The 24,716-nt window shown below is 71.8% G+C and carries 18 protein-coding genes; 11 read left to right on the forward strand and 7 right to left on the reverse strand.

From position 1 onward, the window contains the following. The first annotated feature begins 223 nt into the window (after positions 1 to 223). From SPR02S_RS32025 to SPR02S_RS56730, 3 genes are all read left to right on the forward strand, one after another. The gene (locus SPR02S_RS32025; RefSeq protein ID WP_019061116.1) at positions 224 to 886 is read left to right on the forward strand and encodes a TetR/AcrR family transcriptional regulator; all 663 of its coding nucleotides are present in this window, start codon (positions 224 to 226) and stop codon (positions 884 to 886) included. A 165-nt stretch (positions 887 to 1,051) separates the two neighbouring features. After that, complete coding sequence (locus SPR02S_RS32030) at positions 1,052 to 1,723, forward strand: ABC transporter ATP-binding protein (RefSeq protein WP_245607650.1); 672 nt, start codon at positions 1,052 to 1,054, stop codon at positions 1,721 to 1,723. Between the two features lie 103 nt (positions 1,724 to 1,826). Beyond that, on the forward strand, positions 1,827 to 2,840 hold the full coding sequence (locus tag SPR02S_RS56730) for an ABC transporter ATP-binding protein (protein WP_444545439.1): 1,014 nt from the start codon (positions 1,827 to 1,829) through the stop codon (positions 2,838 to 2,840). 38 nt (positions 2,841 to 2,878) lie between these two features. Here SPR02S_RS56730 and SPR02S_RS32040 read toward each other — a convergent pair whose 3' ends face one another. Next, a complete protein-coding gene (locus SPR02S_RS32040; RefSeq protein ID WP_245607647.1) occupies positions 2,879 to 5,767 on the reverse strand; it encodes a hypothetical protein in 2,889 nt (962 codons plus the stop codon). Between the two features lie 100 nt (positions 5,768 to 5,867). After that, entirely contained in the window at positions 5,868 to 9,248 is a 3,381-nt protein-coding gene (locus SPR02S_RS32045) for an FtsX-like permease family protein (RefSeq protein ID WP_078623068.1), read from the reverse strand. Positions 9,249 to 9,358: 110 nt separating this feature from the next. Between SPR02S_RS32045 and SPR02S_RS32050 the strand changes: the two genes are divergently transcribed. From SPR02S_RS32050 to SPR02S_RS32080, 6 genes are all read left to right on the forward strand, one after another. Further along, on the forward strand, positions 9,359 to 9,709 hold the full coding sequence (locus tag SPR02S_RS32050; protein ID WP_019061121.1) for a cupin domain-containing protein: 351 nt from the start codon (positions 9,359 to 9,361) through the stop codon (positions 9,707 to 9,709). 108 nt (positions 9,710 to 9,817) lie between these two features. Continuing rightward, positions 9,818 to 11,296 carry a 3' terminal RNA ribose 2'-O-methyltransferase Hen1 gene (locus SPR02S_RS32055; RefSeq protein ID WP_019061122.1) on the forward strand — a complete coding sequence of 493 codons (1,479 nt, stop codon included), beginning with the start codon at positions 9,818 to 9,820 and terminating at the stop codon, positions 11,294 to 11,296. Then, on the forward strand, positions 11,293 to 13,839 hold the full coding sequence (locus tag SPR02S_RS32060; RefSeq protein WP_019061123.1) for a polynucleotide kinase-phosphatase: 2,547 nt from the start codon (positions 11,293 to 11,295) through the stop codon (positions 13,837 to 13,839). The genes SPR02S_RS32055 and SPR02S_RS32060 overlap by 4 nt, the downstream gene beginning before the upstream one ends. Before the next feature lie 238 nt (positions 13,840 to 14,077). Further along, positions 14,078 to 15,976, forward strand: coding sequence for a RiPP maturation radical SAM C-methyltransferase (locus tag SPR02S_RS32070; protein WP_019061124.1), 1,899 nt, complete (start codon positions 14,078 to 14,080; stop codon positions 15,974 to 15,976). Further along, positions 15,973 to 16,536 (forward strand): DUF5825 family protein, encoded by a 564-nt coding sequence (locus tag SPR02S_RS32075; protein ID WP_019061125.1) that lies wholly within the window; start codon positions 15,973 to 15,975, stop codon positions 16,534 to 16,536. The genes SPR02S_RS32070 and SPR02S_RS32075 overlap by 4 nt, the downstream gene beginning before the upstream one ends. 3 nt (positions 16,537 to 16,539) lie before the next feature. Beyond that, on the forward strand, positions 16,540 to 17,835 hold the full coding sequence (locus SPR02S_RS32080; RefSeq protein WP_019061126.1) for an MFS transporter: 1,296 nt from the start codon (positions 16,540 to 16,542) through the stop codon (positions 17,833 to 17,835). Here SPR02S_RS32080 and SPR02S_RS32085 read toward each other — a convergent pair. Next, positions 17,774 to 18,673: an NAD(+)/NADH kinase gene (locus SPR02S_RS32085; RefSeq protein WP_019061127.1), complete on the reverse strand. Its 900-nt coding sequence runs from the start codon at positions 18,671 to 18,673 to the stop codon at positions 17,774 to 17,776. The genes SPR02S_RS32080 and SPR02S_RS32085 overlap by 62 nt on opposite strands. After that, positions 18,670 to 19,728 carry an SPFH domain-containing protein gene (locus tag SPR02S_RS32090; protein WP_019061128.1) on the reverse strand — a complete coding sequence of 353 codons (1,059 nt, stop codon included), beginning with the start codon at positions 19,726 to 19,728 and terminating at the stop codon, positions 18,670 to 18,672. The genes SPR02S_RS32085 and SPR02S_RS32090 overlap by 4 nt, the downstream gene beginning before the upstream one ends. Before the next feature lie 186 nt (positions 19,729 to 19,914). Between SPR02S_RS32090 and SPR02S_RS32095 the strand changes: the two genes are divergently transcribed. Both SPR02S_RS32095 and argF read left to right on the forward strand, forming a co-directional pair. After that, positions 19,915 to 21,138: an arginine deiminase gene (locus tag SPR02S_RS32095; protein ID WP_019061129.1), complete on the forward strand. Its 1,224-nt coding sequence runs from the start codon at positions 19,915 to 19,917 to the stop codon at positions 21,136 to 21,138. A 72-nt stretch (positions 21,139 to 21,210) separates the two neighbouring features. Beyond that, positions 21,211 to 22,218, forward strand: a complete 1,008-nt coding sequence (gene argF, locus SPR02S_RS32100) for an ornithine carbamoyltransferase (RefSeq protein WP_019061130.1) — start codon at positions 21,211 to 21,213, stop codon at positions 22,216 to 22,218. Between the two features lie 23 nt (positions 22,219 to 22,241). Here argF and SPR02S_RS32105 read toward each other — a convergent pair whose 3' ends face one another. From SPR02S_RS32105 to cysD, 3 genes are all read right to left on the reverse strand, one after another. Beyond that, the gene (locus tag SPR02S_RS32105; protein WP_019061131.1) at positions 22,242 to 22,697 is read right to left on the reverse strand and encodes an ATP-binding protein; all 456 of its coding nucleotides are present in this window, start codon (positions 22,695 to 22,697) and stop codon (positions 22,242 to 22,244) included. 284 nt (positions 22,698 to 22,981) lie between these two features. Further along, on the reverse strand, positions 22,982 to 24,193 hold the full coding sequence (locus SPR02S_RS32110; protein ID WP_019061132.1) for a sulfate adenylyltransferase subunit 1: 1,212 nt from the start codon (positions 24,191 to 24,193) through the stop codon (positions 22,982 to 22,984). A gap of 2 nt (positions 24,194 to 24,195) precedes the next feature. Beyond that, positions 24,196 to 24,716, reverse strand: a 521-nt coding sequence (cysD, locus tag SPR02S_RS32115) for a sulfate adenylyltransferase subunit CysD (protein WP_019061133.1), incomplete at its 5' end; no start/stop codon positions are given.

The raw sequence follows: 24,716 nt of genomic DNA on the forward strand, positions 1-24,716 counted from the left end.
CGAAGCCTCCGGCTGGTGCGTGCTGGTGCGTGCTGGTGCGTGCTGGTGCGTGCTGGTGCGTGCTGGTGCGTGCGACACGGGGCTGAACGAAATGAGTCTGGCATGTTTTTCGTATGACGTACGCAAAATAGGCGGAGGTGGGCTGGCGCGGGCTGGAGAAGGTGTCGGAGCGGTAGCCTTCACCTGTCCGGGCACGGCTGTCGCGGACGGAGAGGTTCAGCGGATGGCGCAGGTGGCGACGGGTTCCGGCCGCAGGGGCAGGGGGCGTCCGCCCCGGTTGTCGCGGGAGCGGATCGTCGAGGGCGCGGTCGAGGTACTGCTCGCCGAACCGGCCGTCTCCCTCACCATCAAACGTGTCGCCGATGTCGTCGGCGCCGCCCCCATGGCCCTCTACCGCTACTTCCCGGACCGCGACGCCCTCCTCCAGGCGACCGCCGACCACGTCCTGGAAGCCATGCGGCGCGCCCCCATCGCCGACGGCCCCTGGCCGGACCGCCTCCGCGCCTGGATGCGGGCGGCCCAGGCCAACCTCCGCCCCTACCCACAGCTCATGCCGTACATGACGACGACCCGGCACCCCGCCTGGATTCCCGGCCTGACCCGGCTGCGCGAGATCCTCACCCCGGCCGGACTCTGTGACGAGGACCTCGCCCTCGCCGTGGCGCTGATCTCGTCCACGATGCTCGGCCACGCCGTCTACGAGGGGTACCGCAGGCCGGACGAGGAGATGACGGCCCTGCTCGACGACCTCCCCCGCCCCGACCCCACGGCCGACGCCCTGCGCCCCCTCCTCGCCGGGCTGCCCGCCGCCCACGCCCGCCTCTACGACACGATCCTCGACCGGACGGTCACGACGGTGGAGCGGCTGGCGGCCGGGTCGGCGTGATGGCCGAGGGTGCGATTCGCCTGCCCTGTGCGGTAGTTGGGCGGGGCAGCGGGCGTACCGTACGGTGCGGTTGCAGGACGGGGGCGGGGCGGGGGAGGGCGTGTGAGCGAACAACAGGTCAGTGGGCGCGGTGCTGTCGCGGAGGTCGGGACACCGGGCGGCGCGATGGTGGTGGTCGAGGATCTGCGCCGGAGCTACGGCAGCGGTGACACCGCCGTCCATGCCCTGCGCGGTGTCTCCTTCGGCGTGCCGCGCGGTGAACTCGTCGCGCTCCGGGGGCGATCCGGGTCCGGGAAGACCACCGTGCTCAACCTGGTCGGCGGGCTGGACACCCCGGACGGTGGCCGGATCACGCTGGACGGCACCGACCTGGCCGGGCTCGGTGACGACGAGTTGCTGGCGCTGCGCCGCGACCGGATCGGCTTCGTCTTCCAGTCCTTCGGGCTCATCCCGATTCTGACCGCCGCCGAGAACGTCGGGGTGCCGTTGCGCCTGCGGAAGGTCCCGGCCCGTGAACGCGAGGCCCGCGTCGACCTGTTGCTGTCTCTGGTCGGTCTCTCCGACCATGCCGACCAGCGTCCCGGTGAGCTGTCCGGCGGCCAGCAGCAGCGGGTCGCGATCGCCCGCGCGCTCGCCAACAACCCGGCCCTGATCATCGCCGACGAACCCACCGGTCAGCTCGACGCGGACACCGGTCTCACCGTGATGGACCTGCTGCGCGCCGTCGTCCGCAGTGAGTCGGTCACCGCCCTCGTCGCCACCCACGACACCCAACTCCTCGCGCTGGCCGACCGGGTGCTGGAACTCCGCGACGGGCGGATCGTCGACGACGACTGACCGCGTCGTCGGTCCTCGGCACTACCCGCACTACCCTGGCCGCTGTCAGACATCGTGATCCGCAGACCTCACTTCCGCAGACTTCATCTCCTCGGGGGACCGTGTGGCAGTTCACCAACAGCCCACCGGGGCACCGGACTTGGCCGAGCTGCGGCGCCGGGCCACCGAGGCCGCAGCCCCTCGGCGCGAGGAGGGTCTTGTCGTCTGCGAGAACCTGGTGCGGATCTACCAGACCGAGGGCGTCGAGGTGCAGGCCCTCCAGGGGCTCGATCTCACCGTGGCCCAGGGCGAGATGATCGCGGTGATCGGGGCCTCCGGCTCCGGCAAGTCCACCCTGCTGGGCATCCTCTCCGGCCAGGACGTGCCGACCGCGGGTGCGGCCGAGGTTGCCGGGCACGACCTGCTGGCGATGAAACGCCGGGAGCGGCTCGACTACCGCCGTAGCACTGTGGGTTTTGTCTGGCAGCAGACCTCCCGCAACCTGTTGCCCTACCTCACGGCGGCCGAGAACGTGATGCTGCCGATGACGTACACCGGGATCAAGCGGTCCCAACGGCGGGACCGCGCCGAGGAGTTGCTCGACCTGCTGTCCGTCGGGCACTGCCGGGACCGCACCCCCGACACTCTCTCCGGCGGTGAGCAGCAGCGGGTCGCCGTCGCCGTGGCCAACGCCAACGAGCCCCGGGTGCTGTTCGCCGACGAACCCACCGGCGAACTCGACACCGCCACCAGCGACGAGGTCTTCGCCGCGCTGCGCCGGGCCAACGAGGAGCTGGGCGTCACCGTGATCGTGGTGACCCACGACGCGTTGGTGTCCGAGCAGGTCCAGCGCACCGTACGGATCCGCAACGGCCGTACTTCCACGGAGGTGTTGAGGCGGCTCGCCACCGGCGAGGACGGCGTCGAGGTGCGCACCGCCGAGGAGTACGCCGTACTGGACGCCAGTGGCCGGCTGCAATTGCCCGGCGAGTTCACCGAGCGCCTGCACCTGCGCAAGCGGGTGCGGCTGGCCCTGGAGAGCGACCACATCGGCGTCTGGCCCGACGAGGCCGCGCGGCGGGCGAAGTCCGAGGCGGACGGCGTAGACGGCACTGACGGTACGGAGCGCGTGCAGTAACCGGCTTGCCCCCAAGGGAGGTTCAGGTCAGCGGGCGTTCAGGTCAGGCGGAGTACCGCTCCCAGGCGGCGTCTGCGGGCGAGGACCGTCTCTGTTGCCGCGGCGGCCAGGATCAGCGCGGTCACGCCGGCGACGAGGGCGACGGTCAGCGAGTAGTCGGTGTGCAGCGCCGGTTGGGCCGGGCCGCCGGTGAACTGCCGTAGGTCCAACGTCCCTGCCAGGAGCCGAGGTTCGAGCAGGCCGAGCAGCGTGCCGCCCACCGCCGAGGCCACCGCCAGCGGCAGCAGTTGCAGGAAGTGGATCGCCCCGGCTTCCCTGCCGCCGAGGCCGAGTGTGCGCAGGAACGAGGTGGTGCGGCTGCGTTCGTGGGAGGTGAGGGTCAGTTCCAGGGCGAGCGCGAGCAGGCCGGACAGCGCGGCCAGGATCGAACCGGTCGTGTAGAGCGTGCCGAGGCCCTGTGTCAGGCCGTCCGCGCGCAGGGCGCCCAGCGTCTCGGCGCGGACCCGGATCCGGGCCAGCGGCCCGAGCGCTTTGGCCGCCGCCGACCGCAGTGCCGTAGGACTGGCACCGCTCTCGCCGTCGCTTTTGCCGTCGCCCTTGAGGAGTAGGACGGTGCTGCCCGAGGCCTGTGCGGACAGCAGGTGATCGGCGGTCGCGGTGGTGATCAACATCGGTGTCCCCTCCGGGAGTTGGGCCGTGACCGGGCCGAGGAGGGGGTCGCGCAGTTCGGCGTCGGTGAGGGTGCCGACCGGCTTGAGGGTGAGGTTCACCGGGGGCTGCCCCTGGGTCACCACGGTGGTGGTGAAGCCACCGGTGCGCTCGCGCGCCCGCAGGCCGGGGGAGAGGAAGGAGGGGAGAGGGACGCTCGCGTCGAGCCGGGTTCCTGGCGGGGTGGTGGCGAGTCCGGTCAGCAGGGCGTCGGCCAGCGGTGACTTCGGGGCGATGACGGCCAGTTGACGGGGATCGACGGTGATCACGGCGACCTGGGAGACCACCGCGCCGTCGGCCTGTCCCGCGAGGTCGAGAGTGCGCAGGTGCTGGAGGGCGGTCCGAATTCCGGTGGGGGCGACCGCAGTTGTACCGGCCGGAGCCACGGTCCCCGCGACCGTCGCGCTCGCGTCCGCGCCGGTGCTCCAGGCCGCCCCCGTGGTCAGCCCGTCGTCGACCGTCCGCTGTACGAGGCCACCGAACACCGCCGTGCCCAGGGTCAACACCAGGACGAACAGGGCCAGTCCGGTCGCCGGTGCGTCATGCGCGGCCCGGGCCGCCCCGACGAAGCCCACCACGCCCCGGCCGCGCCGGGTCTGCCGTAGGACCAGACGCAGGACGAGCGGATAGACGCGCAGCAGGATCAGTACGACGGCGAGCGCCACCAGAACCGGTACCGCGCCCAGGATTCCGTCCGGGCCCTGGGAGCGGAGCGCGGCCACGCCGGCCGCCGTCGCGAGCAGCACCGTCAGTTCCAGGACCAGGCGTCGGCCCACGGCCGTTCTGCGGCGGGTGCGGCGCAGTCGGCCGGGTCTGCGGGGTTCGCGGACCGCGAGCCAGGTCATCAGCGGCACCGTCAGCAGCACCACCGCGGTGGTGAGAGCGGCGGGGAGCGGTTGCGGGGAGCCGGAGGTGCCGGTGGGGGCGAGGTACGCGCCGCCCGCCCAGCCGAGCAGCGCGGCGATCAGCACCACCGGCCAGGCCACGGCGCAGCGCAGCAGGACCAGCCGGGCGGTGGACGCGCCCCGCGCGCGCTGCAACCGCAGATGCGGCTGCCTGCGGCGCAGCAGCAGCCGTACCGCGACGGCCACGGTGGCCAGCGCGACCGCGGCGAGCGCGTCGACGGCGTATGTCGCGAGGGCCCTGGCCTGCTGGTCCTGAGCGGTGAACGTTGTGAGCAGCGGTGTGAGGGAGTCGGTCACCAGCAGGGACTGGGTGGACTGGCCGCCGACCTGGCAGGCGATGTCGCCGGTGACCCAGTCGCTGCCCTGGCACAGGGCGGCGCTCAGGTCCGCGCCGAAGTGGGAGAGCGGCCCGGTCAGCGCGCGGGCCCGGTCGAGCGCCGCGCCGGAGAGGTCGGCGCGCAACTGCCAGGTCACCCGGGGGCCGCCCACCCCGGCACCGGCCAGCAGGTCGGCGGCGTCGCGGCCGACGAGGCCGCGCACGGCGAGCACCGTGCCGGCGGAACGCTCCGCCTGGTAGCGCGAGGGCTGGTCCAACGTCTCCCGGCCGGTCCAGAAACCGTCGGTCGCGGCCTCGGTGCGGTAGACCCCGCTCACCACCAACTCCGCGTCGGGCGCGGTGTTCTGGGCCCCCGGCGTCTTCGGGAACTCCACGCTCAGCCGGCTGCCGGCCCGGACGCCGAGCGCCCGCGCGGTGGCCTGCGACAGCCCGATCTGGGGCGCGGTGGTCAGCGGTGTGTGATCGGCGGGCGCGCGACCGCTGACGTAGCGGAGATGAGCCCGCGCGGACGGCAGATAGCTGACCGTCAGCTGGGTGCTCGTGCTCGCCGGGCCCGGCGGCCGGGGCGAGAGCAGGGACGCCGGGTCGTAGTCGTAGCTGCCGCCGCCGGTGAACGACAGGTGCCGCGCGGCGGCGCCGCTGAGCGGCTGAGTGAGGGTGCGGCCGGCGGCGAGCAGCGCGGCCATGTCCACGGAGGGCGGTGAGGTGTTGAAGACCGCCGGTGTGGTGCTCAGGCTGATCAGGGGCGCCTGGCCCTGCGCGGCGTCGACGCGCTGCCGCAGCGCCCGGTCCTCCTGACGGCCCGCGAGCGCGGGGGCCCAGGCGCACAGCGCCGTCAGCACGAGGACCAGCACGGCAAGACAGGCCAGCATCGGCAGGTCACCGCGGGATTCCTTGCGGATCAGACGCCGGGTGACCGCTGTGCCGGGCCGCACGGGGCGTGTCACCGCCGCGTCCGTGTCCATGGTTCGGGTCACTGTGCGCCCTTTCCTGCCGTGCCCGGCCGCACCGGTCGCGTCAACACCGGGCCTGCGCCCGCGGGTTGGGCCACCGTCCGCCCCTGTCCGGCCGCACGGTTCACCGGTCCTCCCCCGCCCGCAGCACCCGTACCAGATCCACCCGGGCCAACAACCGTGCCAGCCCCAGCACAACCGCGCTGATCGCCAGGGCAGTTGCCACCGCGGTCAGCGCGACCGTGCCCCAGGGGATGACCTGCGGCAGCGGCGGATAGGGAGCCTCGCCGCTGTCGTCCACGGTGACCAGGGGCAGTACCGCCGACGCGAGGGCCATGCCCATCAACGCCCCCGGGATCACCGCGAACAGCGCCAGACCCACCTGTTCGGCGCCGAGCAGCGCGGACAGGCCGGCCGCGCGGACGCCGATCGCCCGGAGCAGCGCGAACTCCTTGCGGCGCTGCCGGGTGGAGACCACCGCGTGCACGGTGAAGGCGATAACCGCGAACCCGGGGGCCAGGTAGCGGACCAACTCCAGTACCCGGCGCAACCCGGCGCGGAACGGGTCGCTCTGGAGGGACGCGGCGGCGCGTGCCGTGGTGGTGACGGCGCCCAGCGCGGGCTGCGCCTCGGCAGCCGCGGCCGTACGCGCGCTGTCGGTGCTGCTCAGCCACCAGAACGCGGGGTCCTGCCGATCGGCACCGGACAGCGTGAGCGCGGTGGCGAGTTGGCGCTGGTCGGCGATCAAGTGCCCCTGTCCGCGGCCCAGTCCGGGCGTCGCGTCGACGCGGCCGACGATCCTGGCGGTGATCCGGCCGCCGCCCAGGTCGAGTGTCGTGGTGCTGCCCACGTGCAGGCGGGCGGCGCGCAGCGTCGAGGCGTCGGCGCGTACCGGAAGCGGCGCCGGACCGCCCAACGGGCCCGCCACGAGCCGCACTTGGCTGCCGGGCAGCGTGTCGTAGTCACTGTCGGACAGACCGCCGAAGGAGTCCGAGATCGTCTGGGAGGGACGGATGCCGGTGCTGACGGTCGTCCGGAGCACTGCCGAGCCGCCGGCGACGATCGAGCACACCCCGGGCGTGCCGGGGTTGTAGATGTCGGTCAACTTCCCTTTGCAGGCACCCTCGGTGGAGTCGGCGGCGTGGTCCGTGCCGTCGGACCAGACCTGCCCGCCGGGCAGCCGGGAGACCCAGGTGTCGGAGGTGCTCCCGGTTTCCCGCGCACCGACGCGGATCAGGTCCAGGTCCAGCCGCGCGGGAGGCGTGCCCGGCTGCGGGAGGACCGCGACGGCGGTCACCGTCAGCGGATACGCCCGCGGATGGCCGCCGCTCAGCGCCACGTCGAGCGGCACCACGACGGTGTGCCGGACCCCGTCGGCGGTCGGCAGCCGCGCCGGTACGACGCTGACGAGACCGGCCGCGTCCTGCACGGTCAACTCCAGCCCCGGCGCCACCCGGCTGCCGTCGCTGCCCAGCCGCTCGTCCAGCAGCAGCGCGGTCGGCCGCCCGGGCAGCGCTATCCCGGGCACGACCGGCGACGGGGTGCGGGGCGCGGGTCCGCCGACCGTGCCGACCAGGTCCTCGGTGGCGCCGCCGGGCAGGTTCACGGTCGCCCGTGTCACCGGCCGCACGCCGGTCACCCCCGGCAGCGCGCGATAGGCGGAGGCCAGCACGGCGGCGGGGTAATCGTCGTCCGCCGACGGATCGATCCGTACGTCCGCGCCGACGGTGAACGCGGCCTGCTCGGACGCCAGTCCGCCCAGGCAGGCCAGCGCGGTGGTGGCGAAGGCGCTCACCGACACGGCCAGGCACATCAGCACCACCGGCCCCGCGTTGCGCGCGGCCCGCCGGCTCAACTGCCAACCGGCCAGGGCGAGTACAAGTCCTCGACTACGCCGCCCGAACGCGTCCAGCAGCAGCGAGGTCAGCGGCAGCAGCCGTAGCAGAAGCAGTGCGGCGGCGCCGGCCACCAGGGTCGGCACCAGGACCAGCACCGGGTCGGCGGACGCGCTGCCGGTACCCACATCGGCGATCAGCGAGTGGTGCCGCCGTAGCTCCAGATACCCCAGGGCCGCCACGGCCAGCAGCGCCAGGTCCGCGCCCAGCCGCTGCGCGGCGGCGGCCCGCGCGCCACGGGCCGGCCGCGAGCGCGTCGACGGCAGCACGGGCAGCAGCACCGCCGCCGCGTGCACCAGCAGGGTCAGACCTACGGCCGCCCACGCGTCGGCGCCCCGGCTGCCGGAGTGCAGCAGCCCGGCCAGGAAGGGCGCGACGAGCGCGGCCGGTACGCCGGTGAGTGCCCACTCGGCCGTCGCACCGCGCAGCAGCCTCAACGTGCCCGCGCCCCTTGCCTGTTGGAGGGCCAGCTCGTCCCGCCGGCGTTCGGTCAGCTGGCGGGCGGCCAGTACCAGGGTGGCCAGGGCGAGGACCGCCAGCAGCACGCTCGGCAGATACAGCGAGGAGCGGGCCGCCACCGTCGGCACCGTCAACTCGTCGATCGCGCCCGGCAGTCCGGAGGCCACGGTGAGGTCGGTGAGGGACGGTTGCCGCCCGCCGAACACGGACACCCCGCTCTGGCTGCCGGAGAACGCGCGCAGCCGGTCGCGCAGCCCGGCGAGGCGGTCCGCGTCGAGCCGGGAGAGGTCGGGCTGCACACTCCAGTGGGCCGTCAGATGCCCGTTCAGGACGGTGCTGCCGTTCAGCGCCGCCGCCGAGACCACCAACAGGCCCTGGTCGGTGGTCCCGTCCTGAGTCAGATCGCCGGCCATCGCGGGCCAGAACCCGACCGCGCCGGTCGCCCGGAAGACCCCGGTGACCCGCAGCGTCATGGCACGACTGAAGGCGTCCTGCACCCGAAGGCGCGAACCGGGCCTGAGATCAAGGCGTTTGGCGAGCGCGTCGGGCACCGCCGTGTCGACCGGCGCGGTGGACCCGGTGGCGACCGGGACATCGGGCAGCGAGGTGAACGCACCGGCCGGTGCGTCGGCCGTACCGGCAGGCCACCGCCCGGCGACCAACTCCCCGAATCCGGCCGCGTGTTGCACCGCGACCGGATGCAGCCCACTGCCGCCCGGACCACGCGGCGGCCCCACGACCCCGTCGATCCCCGTCACCGACACCGCCGACGTGCCCAGCAGTCCGACATACGTCCGCTGCGGCACCCCGGCGAACACCCGCTCCGCGGCGGCCCGTACATCCCGGTCGGCGACGGCCATTCCCCCGGCCCGGTAGGACGCGTTGACGTTCACCTGCGCGTTGGGGTCGGCCGCCAGCCGCCGCACGGCCCCGGCCTGCACCGAACTCCCCGCCAGCCCCGCGAGCGCGGCCAGCGCCGTCGCACACAGCAACACGGTCACCGAGACGGCGGCCAGCACCAGCCCGTGCTGCGCGGCCCGCCGGGCAACTGCCGGAAGCCGCGGCCGAGTTGGGGGCGGTCCATCGGGACGCTGCCGCGGCGAGGAGGTGAAGGCCGTGGCGACCACATGAACCCCCGCAGAATCGAACATGTGACGGTGACGGCGCGCCACAGTCCTACCAGCCCTGCCCCCGGCGACACAACAACCGCTGATCATTTCAAGGGTGTTGCCCTCCCCGGGACGAGCACTAGGGTCCCGTCATGGAGATCATCAAGGGCGCGGGCGTGTGGACGCATCCCGGCGAAGCGGGCAATGACTGGGTCGAACAGCTGCGGACGGCGGATCTGTCGGTGGGGACGTACTGCATCCCGGCCGGCGGGCTGGACACCCAGAGCCCGCACACCGAGGACGAGATCTATGTCGTCACGGCCGGACGCGCCAGGATCGAGACACCGGGCCGGACGGCCGAGGTGGGTCCCGGGGCGGTGATCTTCGTGCCGGCCGGTGAAGAGCACCGATTCACCGAAGTGACCGAGGACCTGGTGCTCCTCGTGATGTTCGGACCCGCGTACGGCTCACGCTCCCCGTCGCGGGGGAGGGAAAATGCCTGAGTAGGTCAGGGATGTTCCCTGTACGTTGGGCGGACGCGCTCCCCGAGTTCAGGGGCGGCGCGCTTTCCCAGCTCAGAGGCTCAGAAGACGTTTCGAGGCAGACCCACCGTGTTCCTGACGATCAGTACCACCGGCACCCCCGAACGCCCCGCCACCGACCTCGGTTTCCTGCTGCACAAGCATCCCGACAAGGCGCAGGCGTTCTCCACCTCCTACGGCAAGGCGTACGTCCTCTACCCCGAGGCGGATCCCGAGCGCTGCACGGCGGCGCTGTTGCTGGAGGTCGACGCGGTGGCGCTGGTCCGGCGTGGCAAGGGCAAGGGACGCGGCGGCGCACCCGACGCGGCACTCGCGCAGTACGTCAACGACCGTCCGTACGCGGCCTCTTCACTGCTTGCCGTCGCGCTCAGCGCGGTCTTCTCCAGCGCCATGCGGGGCGTGTGCAACGCCCGCCCCGAGCGCGCGGAGCAGCCGCTGCCGCTGCGCATCGAGGTGCCCGCGCTGCCCGCGCGCGGCGGCCCCGACCTCGTACGGCAGCTCTTCGCGCCGCTCGGCTGGACGGTCACCGTCGAACCGGTCGCGCTGGACGCCGAGTTCCCCGAATGGGGCGACTCGCGCTACGTCCGTCTCGTACTGGAGTCGGAGACGCTGACCCTCGCCGAGGCACTGCGCCACCTGTACGTCCTGCTCCCGGTCCTCGACGACGCCAAGCACTACTGGGTGTCGCCCGACGAGGTCGACAAACTGCTGCGCGCCGGTGCGGGCTGGCTGCCCACGCACCCCGAGCAGAAGCTCATCACCAGCCGTTATCTGTCCCGCCGTTGGTCCCTCACCCGGGAGGCGATGGAGCGGCTGGAACTGGTGCGGCTCGCCGAGGCCGACGACAGCGAGGTCGAGGAGATCGACAACGCCGTCGAGCCGGAGACGGAGGCCGAGGAGAAGCCGACACCGCTCGCCGTGCAGCGCCGGGACGCCATCGTCGAGGCGCTCAAGGCGTCCGGTGCCGCCCGCGTGCTCGATCTCGGGTGCGGGCAGGGCCAGTTGGTGCACACGCTGCTCAAGGACACCCGGTTCACGGAGATCGTCGGCACCGACGTGTCGATGCGCGCGCTCACCATCGCGAGCCGCCGCCTCAAGCTCGACCGCATGGGGGAGCGGCAGGCCGCACGCGTCCAGCTCTTCCAGAGCTCGCTCGCCTACACCGACAACCGCCTCAAGGGCTACGACGCCGCCGTGCTCAGCGAGGTCGTCGAGCACCTCGACCTGCCCCGGCTGCCGGCCCTGGAGTACGCGGTGTTCGGCGCCGCCCGCCCCAGGACGGTCGTCGTCACCACCCCGAACGTCGAGTACAACGTCCGCTGGGAGACCCTCCCCGCCGGACACGTCCGGCACCGCGACCACCGCTTCGAGTGGACCCGCGCGGAGTTCGGGGAGTGGGCCGGGAAGGTCGCCCAACGGCACGGCTACGACGTCGAGTTCGTACCGGTCGGACCCGACGACCCCGAGGTGGGACCGCCCACCCAGATGGCTGTTTTCACCATGAGCGCAGTCCAGCAGCAGACCACGAAGGAGGCGAAGGCGGCATGACCGAGACGCAGAACAAGGGGCGCGTCCTGCCCGTCACCGACCTCTCCCTCGTGGTGCTGATCGGCGCCTCCGGCTCCGGCAAGTCCACCTTCGCGCACCGGCACTTCAAGCCGACCGAGATCATCTCCTCGGACTTCTGCCGGGGCCTGGTCGCGGACGACGAGAACGACCAGAGCGCCAGCCGGGACGCCTTCGACGTCCTGCACTACATCGCGGGCAAGCGCCTCGCCGCCGGCCGCCGCACGGTCGTCGACGCGACCAACGTCCAGCAGGACGGCCGACGCCAACTGATCGACCTGGCAAAGCAGTACGACGTGCTGCCCATCGCCATCGTGCTCGACGTACCGGAGGAGGTCTGCGCCGAGCGCAACGCCTCCCGCTCCGACCGCGCCGACATGCCCCGCCGCGTCATCACCCGCCACACCCGCGAACTCCGGCGCTCCCTAAGGGGCTTGGAGCGCGAGGGCTTCCGCAAGGTGCACATCCTGCGCGGCGTCGAGGCGATCGACCACGCCACGATCGTCACCGAGAAGCGCTACAACGACCTGACCCACCTCACCGGCCCCTTCGACATCATCGGCGACATCCACGGCTGCGCCGCCGAACTGGAGACCCTGCTCGGCAAGTTGGGCTACGACGACGGCGTCCACCCGGCGGGCCGCACGGCCGTCTTCGTCGGCGACCTCGTCGACCGCGGCCCCGACTCGCCCGGTGTGCTGCGCCGCGTGATGGGGATGGTCGGCTCGGGCAACGCCCTGTGCGTACCGGGCAACCACGAGAACAAGTACGGCCGTTACCTCAAGGGCCGCAAGGTCCAGCACACGCACGGCCTGGCCGAGACGATCGAGCAGATGGAGGAGGAGACCGAGGAATTCCGTGCCCAGGTGCGGGAGTTCATCGACGGACTCGTCAGCCACTACGTCCTCGACGGCGGCAGGCTCGTGGTCTGCCACGCCGGCCTGCCCGAGAAGTACCACGGCCGCACCTCCGGCCGGGTCCGCTCGCACGCCCTCTACGGCGACACCACCGGCGAGACCGACGAGTTCGGCCTGCCGGTGCGCTACCCGTGGGCCGAGGACTACCGGGGTCGCGCGGCCGTCGTCTACGGCCACACCCCGGTCCCCGAGGCCAGCTGGCTCAACAACACCATCTGCCTGGACACGGGCGCCGTCTTCGGCGGCAAGCTGACCGCCCTGCGGTGGCCGGAGCGGGAGTTGGTCGACGTACCGGCCGAGCAGGTCTGGTACGAGCCGACCCGCCCGCTGCTCACCGAGGCGCCCGGCGGCCACGACGGCCGCCCGCTCGACCTGGCGGACGTGCACGGCCGCCGGGTGGTGGAGACCCGGCTCGCCGGCCGGGTGTCGGTCCGCGAGGAGAACGCGGCGGCGGCCCTGGAGGTCATGAGCCGCTTCGCGGTCGACCCGCGCCTGCTGCCGTACCTGCCGCCGACGATGGCCCCGACGGCGACCTCGCACGTCGAGGGCTATCTGGAGCACCCGGCGGAGGCGTTCGCGCAGTACGCCGACGACGGGGTCGCGCGGGTCGTGTGCGAGGAGAAGCACATGGGTTCGCGGGCGGTGGCGCTGGTGTGCCGGGACGCGGAGGCGGCGGCGAAGCGGTTCGGCGTGGACGGCGGGCCCACGGGGTCTCTGTACACGCGTACCGGTCGGCCCTTCTTCGACGACGGGACGGTGACCGAGGAGATCCTGGGCCGACTGCGGACGGCGCTCGACGAGTCGGGCCTGTGGGCGGAACTGGACACCGACTGGGTGCTGCTGGACGCGGAGTTGATGCCGTGGTCGCTGAAGGCGTCCGGGCTGCTGCGTGGTCAGTACGCGGCGGTCGGCGCCGCGGCCGGTGCGGTGTTCCCGGGTGCGCTGGCCGCGCTGGAGGGTGCCGCGGTACGGGGTGTCGACGTGGACACGCTGCTGTCCCGGCAGCGGGAACGCGCCGCGGACGCTTCGGCGTTCACCGACGCGTACCGGCGCTACTGCTGGACCACGTCCGGCCTCGACGGTGTCCGGCTCGCCCCGTTCCAGATCCTCGCGGTCCAGGGACGCAGCCTCGCCGGACTCCCGCATGACGACCAACTCGCCCTGTTGGACCGGCTGGTGGAGCACGACAGCACCGGCCTGCTGCAGACTACGCGTCGACTGTACGTCGACACCGGTGACCCCGAGTCGGTACAGGCCGGTGTCGACTGGTGGCTGGAGATGACGGGGCGTGGCGGCGAGGGCATGGTCGTCAAGCCGGTCGGAGCGGTCGTGCGCAGCGAGCAGGGGAGGCTGGTGCAGCCCGGTATCAAGTGCCGCGGCCGTGAGTACCTGCGGATCATCTACGGCCCGGAGTACACGCGTCCCGACAACCTCACCCGCCTTCGTGGCCGCTTCCTCAACCACAAGCGGTCACTGGCGATCCGGGAGTACGCGCTCGGTCTCGAGGCGCTCGACCGGTTGGCCGAGGGGGAGCCGCTGTGGCGGGTGCACGAGGCGGTGTTCGGGGTGCTGGCGCTGGAGTCGGAGCCGGTGGACCCGCGGCTGTGACCTGGCCTGCGGGCCGGGGTGCCCACAGGATGCGCACGGCACCCTTGTGTCCCTCCCGTCTCCGTCCGTAGGGTGAACAGCCTTGTTGCGTACGGGAGTTCGGGAGGGGCGCGTCGATGGACATCAAGAAGACAGTGATCCGTGAGGAAGAGCGCACGAACCGCCGACCGGCCGTCATGGAGAAGCGGCCGACCCGCTGACCGGGCGAGGAGCGGAGGCGGAAGTCCGCGGCGGCGGTATGCGCGTTCGGCTGGTGACCATGCCCTGGCATCCGATCGATCTGCCCTCGCTTCAGGTGGGCCTGCTGCACACGCTGCTGCGGCAGGCCCGTCCGGACGACGAGGTGAGCGAGTACCACGGCTCACTGAGCTTCGCGGAGCTGCTCCTCGAGCGGTCCGGCGGGCACCTGCGTCCCGGTGACTACGAGGCGGTCGGCAGCGACTCGATCTTCCACGGGCTCGGCGACTGGGTCTTCTCGGGCGTGCTGTACGACGACCCGGACTGGGGTGTCGCCCGCCTCGGGGACTACGCGGCGCAGCGCGGGATCTCCGTCGACACCGCCTCCGAAATGCGTCTCCACGCAGCCGAGTTCATCGACCGCAGCGCCACCGACGTACTCGCGGACGACCCCGAGGTCGTCGGGTTCACCACCACCTTCATGCAGAACGTGCCCTCCCTCGCGCTGGCCAAGGAGCTCAAGCGCCGCCGCCCCGGGCTCGTCGTCGTCTTCGGCGGCAGCAACTGCGACGGCCCCATGGGACACGCCCTGCATCGCAACCACCCGTTCGTCGACCACGTGGTGCGCGGCGAAGGGGAGTACGCCTTCCCCGCCCTCCTGCGCCACCTCGACGACGGCACGCCGCCCGCGGACGTCCCGGGCCTGTGCTGGTGGGACGGCGAGGTGTCCCGGGCCAACACGGAGACCCGGCGGACCGTGGCGCCCGCCGACATCCCCTCGCCCGACTACGACCAGTGGCAGGCGGCCCTGGAGGCGTCACCCGTCATCGAGTACGTGTACCCGAAACTGGTCGTCGAGGGGGCGCGGGGCTGCTGGTGGGGAGAGAAGCACCACTGCACCTTCTGCGGGCTCAACGGCTCCGCCATGGCCTTCCGCGCCAAGCCGGGGGAGCGGCTGTGGAGCGAGGTCGACCGCCTGGTGCGCCGGCACCGCATCCTCGACGTCGTCACCGTCGACAACATCATCGACATGGCGTACTTCAAGGACTTCCTCCCGCTCGCCGCCGAGAGCGGCTGGGACCTGCGGATGCACTACGAGGTCAAGTCCAACCTCACCCGCGAGCAGATCGAACTCCTGGGCAGGGCGGGCGCGGTGCTTCTGCAGCCCGGCATCGAGAGCCTGAGCAGCAGGGTCCTCGACCTCATGGACAAGGGGGTCGCCGGCGCCCGCAACATCCGTACGCTCCGGGAGTTCGAGAACCACTCGATCACCTGCACCTGGAACTATCTGTACGGATTCCCGGGTGAGACCGCCGAGGACTACGCCTCCGTCATCGAGCAGCTGCCCGCGCTCGTCCACCTCCAGCCGCCGGGCGGCGCCCACCGCATCCAGCTCGAACGGTTCAGCCCGCACTTCACCGACCCCGGCCTCGGCTTCGGCAAACGCCGTCCGGCCGAGATGTACCAGCACGTCTACGACCTGCCCGAGGACGAACTCGCCGATCTGGTCTACCTGTTCGACACGGAGGACGCGGGCGTGGGAGGGGCGACGGAGGCGGCCCTCAAGAGGGCCGTGGCGGCCTGGATCACCGGGCATCCGGGATCGAGCCTGCTGATGGAGGACGAAGATGAAGGGGACAGCGGGAGCGCCCTGTCGGTCCACGACCGGCGACACGGAATGCCGCACCGCACCCACCGCTTCACCGGCTGGCAGGCCGCCGCGCTGCGCCGCCTGGAGGACGGCCGGACCGAGCCCGCGCTGCACCGGCTGCTGACCGGAGACGGACACGACGTCCCCGCCGGCGCGCTGGACGAGTGGCTGCGACATGTCCTGTCGCTGGGCCTGTTGTTCCGTGACGGGCGGACGTACGTGGCCCTGCCGACGCGCGAGCTGCCGGTCCGCATCGACCGCGGCCCGGCCGACGACAGTGTCCCGGCCCCACAGGCGGTTGCGGGATGACCGGGCTCGGGCTGCCCGAGGGCGTCACGCACCGCACCACCGGCCGACGGATCGACGTGGCGGAGCCGCTCCGACTGGGCGCGGGAGGGCGGCAGACGGCGGTGGCCGTCCAGTTCCTGCGCGAGTGCCAGAGCCACGGCCTCGACACGCACTGGCGCACGACGGACAACGAGACGGCGGACGGGAAGGCGACGTACGACGTACGGATCCTGCGCCACCTTCCGCCGCCCGCCGAACACCCCGGCGAGACAAGCGAGTTGACGGACTGGCGGGCCGGGTATGCGTACGGGATGTGCTATCACCGCCGTGGCCCGGACTTCGTCTCCGTCATGGACCGCAGGAACCGCCCCGCCTCGGCGCGCTTCACCCTCGACCACCCCGACCTGATCGCCGCGTTCGACACCCTGCAGGCGGCCACGCCCGTCGACGCGCTGAGCTCCGTGCACCGGGTGGCCCTCGATCTGCTGGCGGCCGAGCGGCTCGCCCTGGTCACCGACGGCTGGGCGGTGGCTCTGCCGCCACGCCTGAGGCGCTGGCCGGTTCCCTGCACGGGTATCTGACGGATGACCCTGCTGCTCGACGACCGCTCGTTGCGGCGGCACCGCCCCTTCATATTGCTGTGCGTGGAGCAGGCCGTCGGCTCCGTGGGCCGGCAGGTCACGGGGCTCGCGCTGATGCTGCTGGCCGTGACCGAGCTGGACGCCGGGCCGTTGGGCGCGGCGGTGATCATGGCGCTGACGTATCTGCCCGGAGCGCTGCTGAGCCCGTTCGCCGGAGTGCTGGTGGACCGGGTGCCGCTGCGCCGGCTGCTGGTGTCGGCTACGTGCGCGCAGGCTCTCGTCGTCGGATCGGTGGCGTTCGCCGCTGCCGTGGGGCGGGTGACCTGGCCGCAGGTCTACGTGGTCGCGGGCGTCTCCGGCGCCCTGACCTTCACCCTCTCGGTCGGCCTCCAGGCCGCGCTGCCCCGGGTCGTCGGCCCCGAGCGGCTGCTGGGCGCCAACTCGGTGCTGACCGGGGCCCGTACAGCGGGCCAGATCGGTGGACCGGCGCTCGGCGGTGTGCTCGTAGGCTTCGTCGGCGCCGCCCCGGCGCTGGAGGCGGGGAGCGCGGCGTACGCCGTGGAGGCGCTGCTCCTGTTCGCGTTACCCGTCGCCCTCGACACCCCGGTCGGCCGACGGGACACTCCCGGTGAATCGCCGACGGCCGCGCTACGGGCGGGACTTGCCGTCGTACGCGGCGAATGGCAGCTGTGGCGCATGGTCCTCGCGGGCGCCGGGCTCAACCTCGGCAGCGGGGCCGCGGCGGCCCTCTTCGTGCTCTACGCGACCCGTGATCTGGGGCTGCCCGCCTGGCAGTTGGGCATCGTCTTCGCCATGATGAGCGCGGCCACGGTGATCGGGATCCTGCTGGCCGGGCGGCTCGGCAGGACCATGGGACTGTGGCGGGCGACCCGGGTCTGCGGGCTGCTCACGGGCGCCTCGGTGTTCCTGATCCCGGCCGCGTCCTGGGGCGCCGCCTTCCCGCTCCTGCTCGCCTACCAGCTCATCTACGGTCTGTCCGGCACCGTCTGGGCGATCTCCATGACCACCACGCAGCAACTGGTCACACCGGCGGACCTGCAGGGCCGGGTCGCGGGCTTCACCCAGGCCGCGCTCCTGGTGACCGTGCCGGTCGGAGCGCTGGGCGGCGGGGCGGTGGCGGCCTGGCTGGGCAATGTGCCGGTGCTCGTCGCCTCGGCGGCAGTGGCACTGGCATCGGCGGCGACCATGTGGGCACCGTCGGGGACACGGGAAGGCGTCAGCCCGTCAGCCGCAGAGCCGTCGCCGCCCTCCCCACACGCACCGTCTGCCCCCAAGTGAGCTCCAGAGCGTCCCCCTCCATCCCGTCCCCGAACACGATCAACTGCTCGGACTCGACCGTGAGTTGCAGCACCGCCGATCCGGCCAGCTCACCGGCCACCAGCGACGTCCCGGTGACCGGCGAAGGCCAAGCCTCCCGTACGAACCACACCAACCTGTCCTCCGAGGGGTGTGGCAGGGCGAGGGCGCTGCCCCGCTCCTGCCACACCGACCGGAGCCATCCCGTGGCCCCGGTGCCCGTTCCCACGAGCACCCCGGAGGACGCCTGGGCCTCGACGACACCCCCGTCGCCCTCCAGACCCAGGCGGTATCGGGCCGTCTGATGACCGACGGCGCCCAGATAGATCTCGTTCAGCGCGACCAGCCGCTGTGTGTCGTCGGCGACGGCCTCGACCATGGTGAGTTCGTCCACACCGGTACCGGCCGCGTGCGCCGACGGCAGCAGGGTGGCGGCGGCCGACGGGCGGTGCCGTACCAGGACGCCCGGGTTGCGCCCGGGGTCGGTGTCGAAGCCCAACACCGGTTGCCCGGCGAGGTACTTGGCGACATTCGCGACCAGCCCGTCCTGCCCGACCACGACCACCACGTCCTCCGGCGCGAACAGGAACCGGTCCAAGTCGCCCCGCTCGACCTGGGTCTGACGCCAGGTCAGAGGGATCGCCGAGGACACTTCGGCCAGCGCTCGCCGCGTCCGGCGGTGCCGTTCGGCGACCTCCTCGATGTCCCGGCCCCGCGATCGAAGGAAGTACGCGGCCTGCCCATGCGTCCCGTGCCGGGCGACCAACTCCTCGTACTCCGTGGTCCGATGGACGAGGACAGCCCGCGGCGCGAGACTCACGCGCCGACCTCGCCGGCACCGGCACCGGCACCGGCACCCAGTCTGCTGAGCAACCCCGTCAGCACGTCCGGCGAGATCGTCACGCTGTCGATGTTCGGCAGGTTCTCCGCGAGCCGCGTCCCGGTGAGCGCGTGCAGGGTCGCCACATCCACGTCGGAGTGCACCCGCAGCCACGCTGCCTGGGCATGCGCCCGCGCGTCACCCACCTCGCGCGCACCCTCGGCCTCGGCACGGGCCAGCCGTACGGAACGTGCCGCCTCGGCGTCGGCGAGCCGTACCGTACGCGTCGCCTCCGCCTCGGCCCGTACGCCGTCCGCGGCCGCGTGTTCCTCGGCCTCGCGGCGGGCGTTCGTGCCGCGCTGGTCGACCAACTGCTCCTCGCGGCGGGCGAGTTCGATCTGGCTGTCGAGTTCGTTCTCGGCGATCGCGCGCTCCCGTTCGACGGCCACCGCCCGGCGTTCGTAGGTGGCCTTGTCCGCCTCCTGCTGGATCTGTTCGCGGGCCGGGGTGCGCAGCGCCCGTTCCACCTCGGGCTCGGGGCGGATGGCCATCACGCGGACCGCGACCACCTCGATGCCGGTGGCCGGCAGGCGCGGTTCGGCGCCGAGGCCTTCCGCGATCCGTTCCCGTACCGCCGTCACCCCGTCGACCAGCGCGGATGCGAGGGGTGTCCGGGCGAGTACGGCCAGCGCGTGCTGTTGAGCCGTCTCGGTCAGCAAGGTGCCGAGCTGTTCAAGGGGCGATCCCCGCCAGACGCCCGTGTCCGGGTCGACCGAGAAGTCGAGCCGTGCGGAGGCCAGGGCCGGGTCGCTGATCCGGTAGGTGACGGTCGCCTGGACCGCCACGTCCTGGAAGTCGGACGTACGGGCATGGAAGGTCATGGCCAACTCCCGGTCGTCCACCGGCACTTCGGAGAGCGCGGCGGTCAACGCGCGGAACCAGAAGCTGAGTCCGGGCCCGTCGTGCAGCAGCTTGCCGGAGCGGTGGTGCCGGATGTGTGCCGTAGGAGCTCCGCGCAGGTGGCGCCAGCCCAGGCGCCGGGTGATGTCGGCCATCAGAGTTCCTCAGATCCCGTCGGTTCCCGTGGGATCCGGTCAGATCCCGCATCGATCTCGTCAGTAAGACGATAATCGCGCGGCCTACTTGTCGTCAAGAGGACGAAAACAAGTGGCGGCAAGTGAAGTGGTGGCGGTAGGTGAAGTAAGGGGGTGAACTCGGCCGTAGATGGTCAGGATGGAGACATGGCACTCCATGTCGACTCCGAGACCGGGCGGCTTCGCCGCGTCATCCTGCACCGGCCGGATCTGGAGCTCAAAAGGCTCACCCCCAGCAACAAGGACGCCCTCCTCTTCGACGACGTGCTCTGGGTGCGCCGGGCGCGCGCCGAGCACGACGGCTTCGCGGACGTGCTCCGCGACCGGGGCGTCGCCGTCCACCTCTTCGGCGACCTGCTCGCCGAGTCCCTGGCGATCCCGGCGGCCCGCGCGCTCGTCCTGGACCGCGTCTTCGACGAGAAGGAGTACGGCCCGCTCGCCACCGACCACCTCCGCGCCGCCTTCGAGGCCCTGCCCGCCCCCGAACTGGCCGAGGCGCTCGTCGGCGGCATGACCAAGCGGGAGTTCCTGGAAGCCCACGCGGAGCCGACCTCCGTCCGCTTCCACGTCATGGACCACGACGACTTCCTCCTCGCCCCCCTCCCCAACCACCTCTTCACCCGCGACACCTCCGCCTGGATCTACGACGGCGTCTCCGTCAACGCGATGCGCTGGCCGGCCCGGCAGCGCGAGACCGTCCACTTCGAGGCGATCTACCGGCACCACCCGCTCTTCCGCGCCGAGAAGTTCCACGTCTGGTCCGAGGGGCAGGCCGACTACCCGTCCACCATCGAGGGCGGGGACGTACTCGTCATCGGGAACGGTGCGGTGCTCATCGGCATGAGCGAGCGGACCACCCCGCAGGCCGTCGAGATGCTCGCGCACAAGCTGTTCGCCGAGGGCTCCGCACGGACGATCGTGGCGCTCGACATCCCCAAGCAGCGCGCCTTCATGCACCTCGACACGGTGATGACGATGGTCGACGGCGACACCTTCACCCAGTACGCGGGGCTCGGCATGCTCCGGTCGTACACGATCGAACCGGGCGTCGGCGACAAGGAGTTGAAGGTCACCGACCATCCGCCGGAGCACATGCACCGCGCGATCGCCGCCGCCCTCGGTCTTGACGCGATCCGCGTCCTGACCGCCACCCAGGACGTGCACGCCGCCGCGCGCGAGCAGTGGGACGACGGCTGCAACGTCCTCGCCGTCGAGCCCGGAGTCGTCGTCGCCTACGAACGGAACGCCACCACCAACACCTATCTGCGCAAGCAGGGCATCGAGGTGATCGAGATCCCGGGGAGCGAGCTGGGCCGGGGTCGGGGCGGGCCGCGCTGCATGAGCTGCCCGGTCGAGCGGGACGCCGTATAGAAATTCTATCCATCGTATAGAATTCCAAAAGCAAGCACCTGTTCCCCGCACCCGCATCTCTGGAGCGCCCCCATGGCGACAGTCCCGACCGCCCTCGCCGGCCGCCACTTCCTCAAGGAGCTGGACTTCTCCGAGGAGGAGTTCCGCGGTCTGATCGAGCTGGCCGCCGAGCTGAAGGCCGCCAAGAGGGCCGGGGGCGAGACGCGGTACCTGTCGGGCAAGAACATCGCGCTGATCTTCGAGAAGACCTCGACGCGCACCCGCTGCGCGTTCGAGGTCGCCGCGGCCGACCAGGGCGCCTCGACGACCTACCTCGACCCGTCGGGCTCGCAGATCGGGCACAAGGAGTCCGTGAAGGACACCGCACGCGTGCTCGGCCGGATGTTCGACGGCATCGAGTACCGCGGGGACAGCCAGGCCGCCGTGGAGGAACTGGGTGCGTACGCCGGAGTGCCCGTATACAACGGCCTCACCGACGACTGGCACCCCACCCAGATGCTCGCCGACGTGCTCACCATGACCGAGCACAGCGCCAAGCCGCTGAAGCAGATCGCCTTCGCCTACCTGGGCGACGCCCGCTTCAACATGGGCAACTCCTACCTGGTCACCGGCGCGCTGCTCGGCATGGACGTACGGATTGTCGCCCCGAAGTCGTACTGGCCCGCCGAGGAGATCGTCACCGCCGCCCGCGCGCTCGCCGAGCGGAGCGGTGCGCGCATCACGCTCACCGAGGGGATCGAGGAGGGCGTGGCCGGCGCCGATTTCGTCGTCACCGACGTGTGGGTCTCCATGGGCGAGCCCAAACAGGTCTGGGACGAGCGGATCACGGCCCTGGCGCCGTACGCCGTGTCCATGGACGTCCTACGGGCCACCGGCAACCCGGACGTCAAGTTCCTGCACTGCCTGCCGGCCTTCCACGACCTCGGTACCAAGGTCGGCCGCGAGATATACGAGACCCACGGCCTCGACTCGCTGGAGGTCACGGACGAGGTCTTCGAGTCCGCGCACTCGGTCGTCTTCGACCAGGCGGAGAACCGACTGCACACGATCAAGGCCATCCTCGTGGCCACACTGGCCTGACCTGCGCTCATGCCGTTCGGCGGCTATCCCGCCGGGTGCCACTGCGGTGGTACGACGGGCAGCCTGAACCACACCGCCTTGCCCGACTCGGTCGGGCGGTGGCCGCAGGACGAGCTGAGGGCGCGGATCAGCAGCAGGCCGCGCCCGTGCTCCTGCCAGGGGTCCGGCTCCTCGTCGGCGGGCTTGGTCAGACTCAGGGGCGGCACCGGGTCGGGGTCGTGCACCTCGACCTGGCAACCGGTGGGCAGCAGCTCGACCACGAGCTCTATGGGGGCGTCACCGGCGGTGTGTTCCACCGCGTTCGCGACCAGTTCCGCCGTCAGCAGCTCCGCGGTGTCGCTGTCGGCCGTGTACTTCACCTCGGACAGAGCGGTACGGACCAGTGCGCGGGCCACCGGCACGGCCGCGGCGGTGTGCGGCAGTGCGATGCGCCAGGAGGCGGAGGCGGAAGGGCGTTCTTGCAAGGCGGGTCCGTTCATGGAGCAGGCTGTCCTGCTTTCAACTATATGAATGGTACGGCGCCCTTTGTCAGGGTCTCTCGACGGGCACCGCTCGGGACTTTTGGCCCCGTGTCGAGCGGCATACCCCGTTCAACGGCCACTGCCGCACAGCTGCTCCCGTTGTTACCGCGCTATTGACGACTCGTGACGGATGCGACGGCAACAGGTCATTTCGACGGGCTATTCGGGCCGGGCACGCGAACGCCCTCGGACCCCGTCCGAAACGGGGCCCGAGGGCGTTCTGCGGTCTCTGCGGGCGAGGATCAGCCCAGGTCGACCATCCCCGCGGTGAGCGTCGCGCCGTCCGCCGGGTCGATCACCAGGAACGCGCCCGTGCGGCGGGAGACCGCGTAGTCGTCCAGCGCGAGCGGCTCGGCGGTACGCAGGGTGATCCGGCCCAGGTCGTTCGCGGTCAGCTCGGCCGCGCCGGCGAGGTCCTTGACGATCGCCTTGACCGTCCGGGTCGTGTGCCGCACCAGCACCCGGTCGCCGACCCGCAGCGGCCGGTCGGCCAGATGGCATACGGCGGCCCGCACGTCCTGTGTGAGCGAGGGCGCGTCGGTCCCGGCGGTGATCATGTCCCCGCGCGACACGTCCCGTTGATCCGCGAGCCGCAGACTGACCGACTGCGGGGCGTACGCCACCTCGGCCTCGGTGCCGAGCACGGAGATCCCGGTGATCTCGGAACCCTCCCCGGAGGGATGCACCGTCACCCGGTCCCCGACGCGCAGCGAACCGGACACCAACTGGCCCGCGTACCAACGGACTTCACCGTCCCGGATGACGTACTGCACCGGGAAACGGGCCGGTGCGTCGGACGGGTCCGCGGCGACCGGCACGTCCTCCAGGAACTCAAGCAGCGCCGGACCCTCGTACCAGTCCATGTGCGCCGAACGGTCCACCACGTTGTCGCCGACGAGCGCCGACACCGGGATCGGCGTGAAGGAGGGCAGCCCCAACTCGGCCGCGTGGCCCGCGAATTCCTCGACGATGCGCTCGAACACCGGTTGCCCGTACCCGACGAGGTCCATCTTGTTGACGGCCAGGACGACGTTGGGCACCCGCAGCAGCGCGGCAACCGCGGCGTGCCGCAAGGTCTGTTCGACGACACCGTTGCGCGCGTCGACCAGAATGATCGCCAGCTCGGCGGTGGAGGCGCCGGTGACCATGTTGCGGGTGTACTGCACATGGCCCGGGGTGTCGGCGAGGATGAACCGCCTGCGCGGGGTGGCGAAGTAGCGGTACGCCACGTCGATCGTGATGCCCTGCTCGCGCTCGGCGCGCAGCCCGTCGGTGAGGAGCGCGAGGTCGGGGGCATCCTGCCCACGATCGGCCGACACCCGCTGCACCGCCTCCAGTTGATCGGTCAGCACCGACTTGGAGTCGTGCAACAGCCGCCCCACGAGCGTGGACTTGCCGTCGTCGACCGAACCGGCCGTCGCGAACCGCAGCGTGTCGATGGTGATGGTGCTCATGGCTAGAAGTACCCCTCGCGCTTACGGTCTTCCATCGCGGCCTCGGACAGCTTGTCGTCGGCACGGGTGGCACCGCGCTCGGTGACCCGGGAGGCGGCGATCTCGGTGATGACCTGCTCCAGCGTGGCGGCGTCGGAGTCCACAGCGCCGGTGCACGACATGTCACCGACGGTCCGGTACCGGACCTGGCGCTTCTCGACGGTCTCGCCCGCCTTCGGGCCGCCCCACTCACCGGCGGTCAGCCACATGCCGTCGCGCGCGAACACCTCGCGATAGTGGGCGAAGTAGATCTGGGGGAGTTCGATGCCTTCGCGGGCGATGTACTGCCAGACGTCCAGCTCGGTCCAGTTGGACAGCGGGAACACGCGGACGTGTTCGCCGGGCGCGTGCCGTCCGTTGTAGAGGTTCCACAGCTCGGGGCGTTGCCGACGCGGGTCCCACTGCGAGAACTCGTCCCGAAGGCTGAACACCCGCTCCTTCGCCCGGGCCTTCTCCTCGTCCCTGCGCCCGCCGCCGAACACGG

This window comes from Streptomyces prunicolor NBRC 13075 (assembly GCF_000367365.1).
In the GTDB taxonomy this organism is placed as follows: Bacteria; Actinomycetota; Actinomycetes; order Streptomycetales; family Streptomycetaceae; genus Streptomyces; species Streptomyces prunicolor.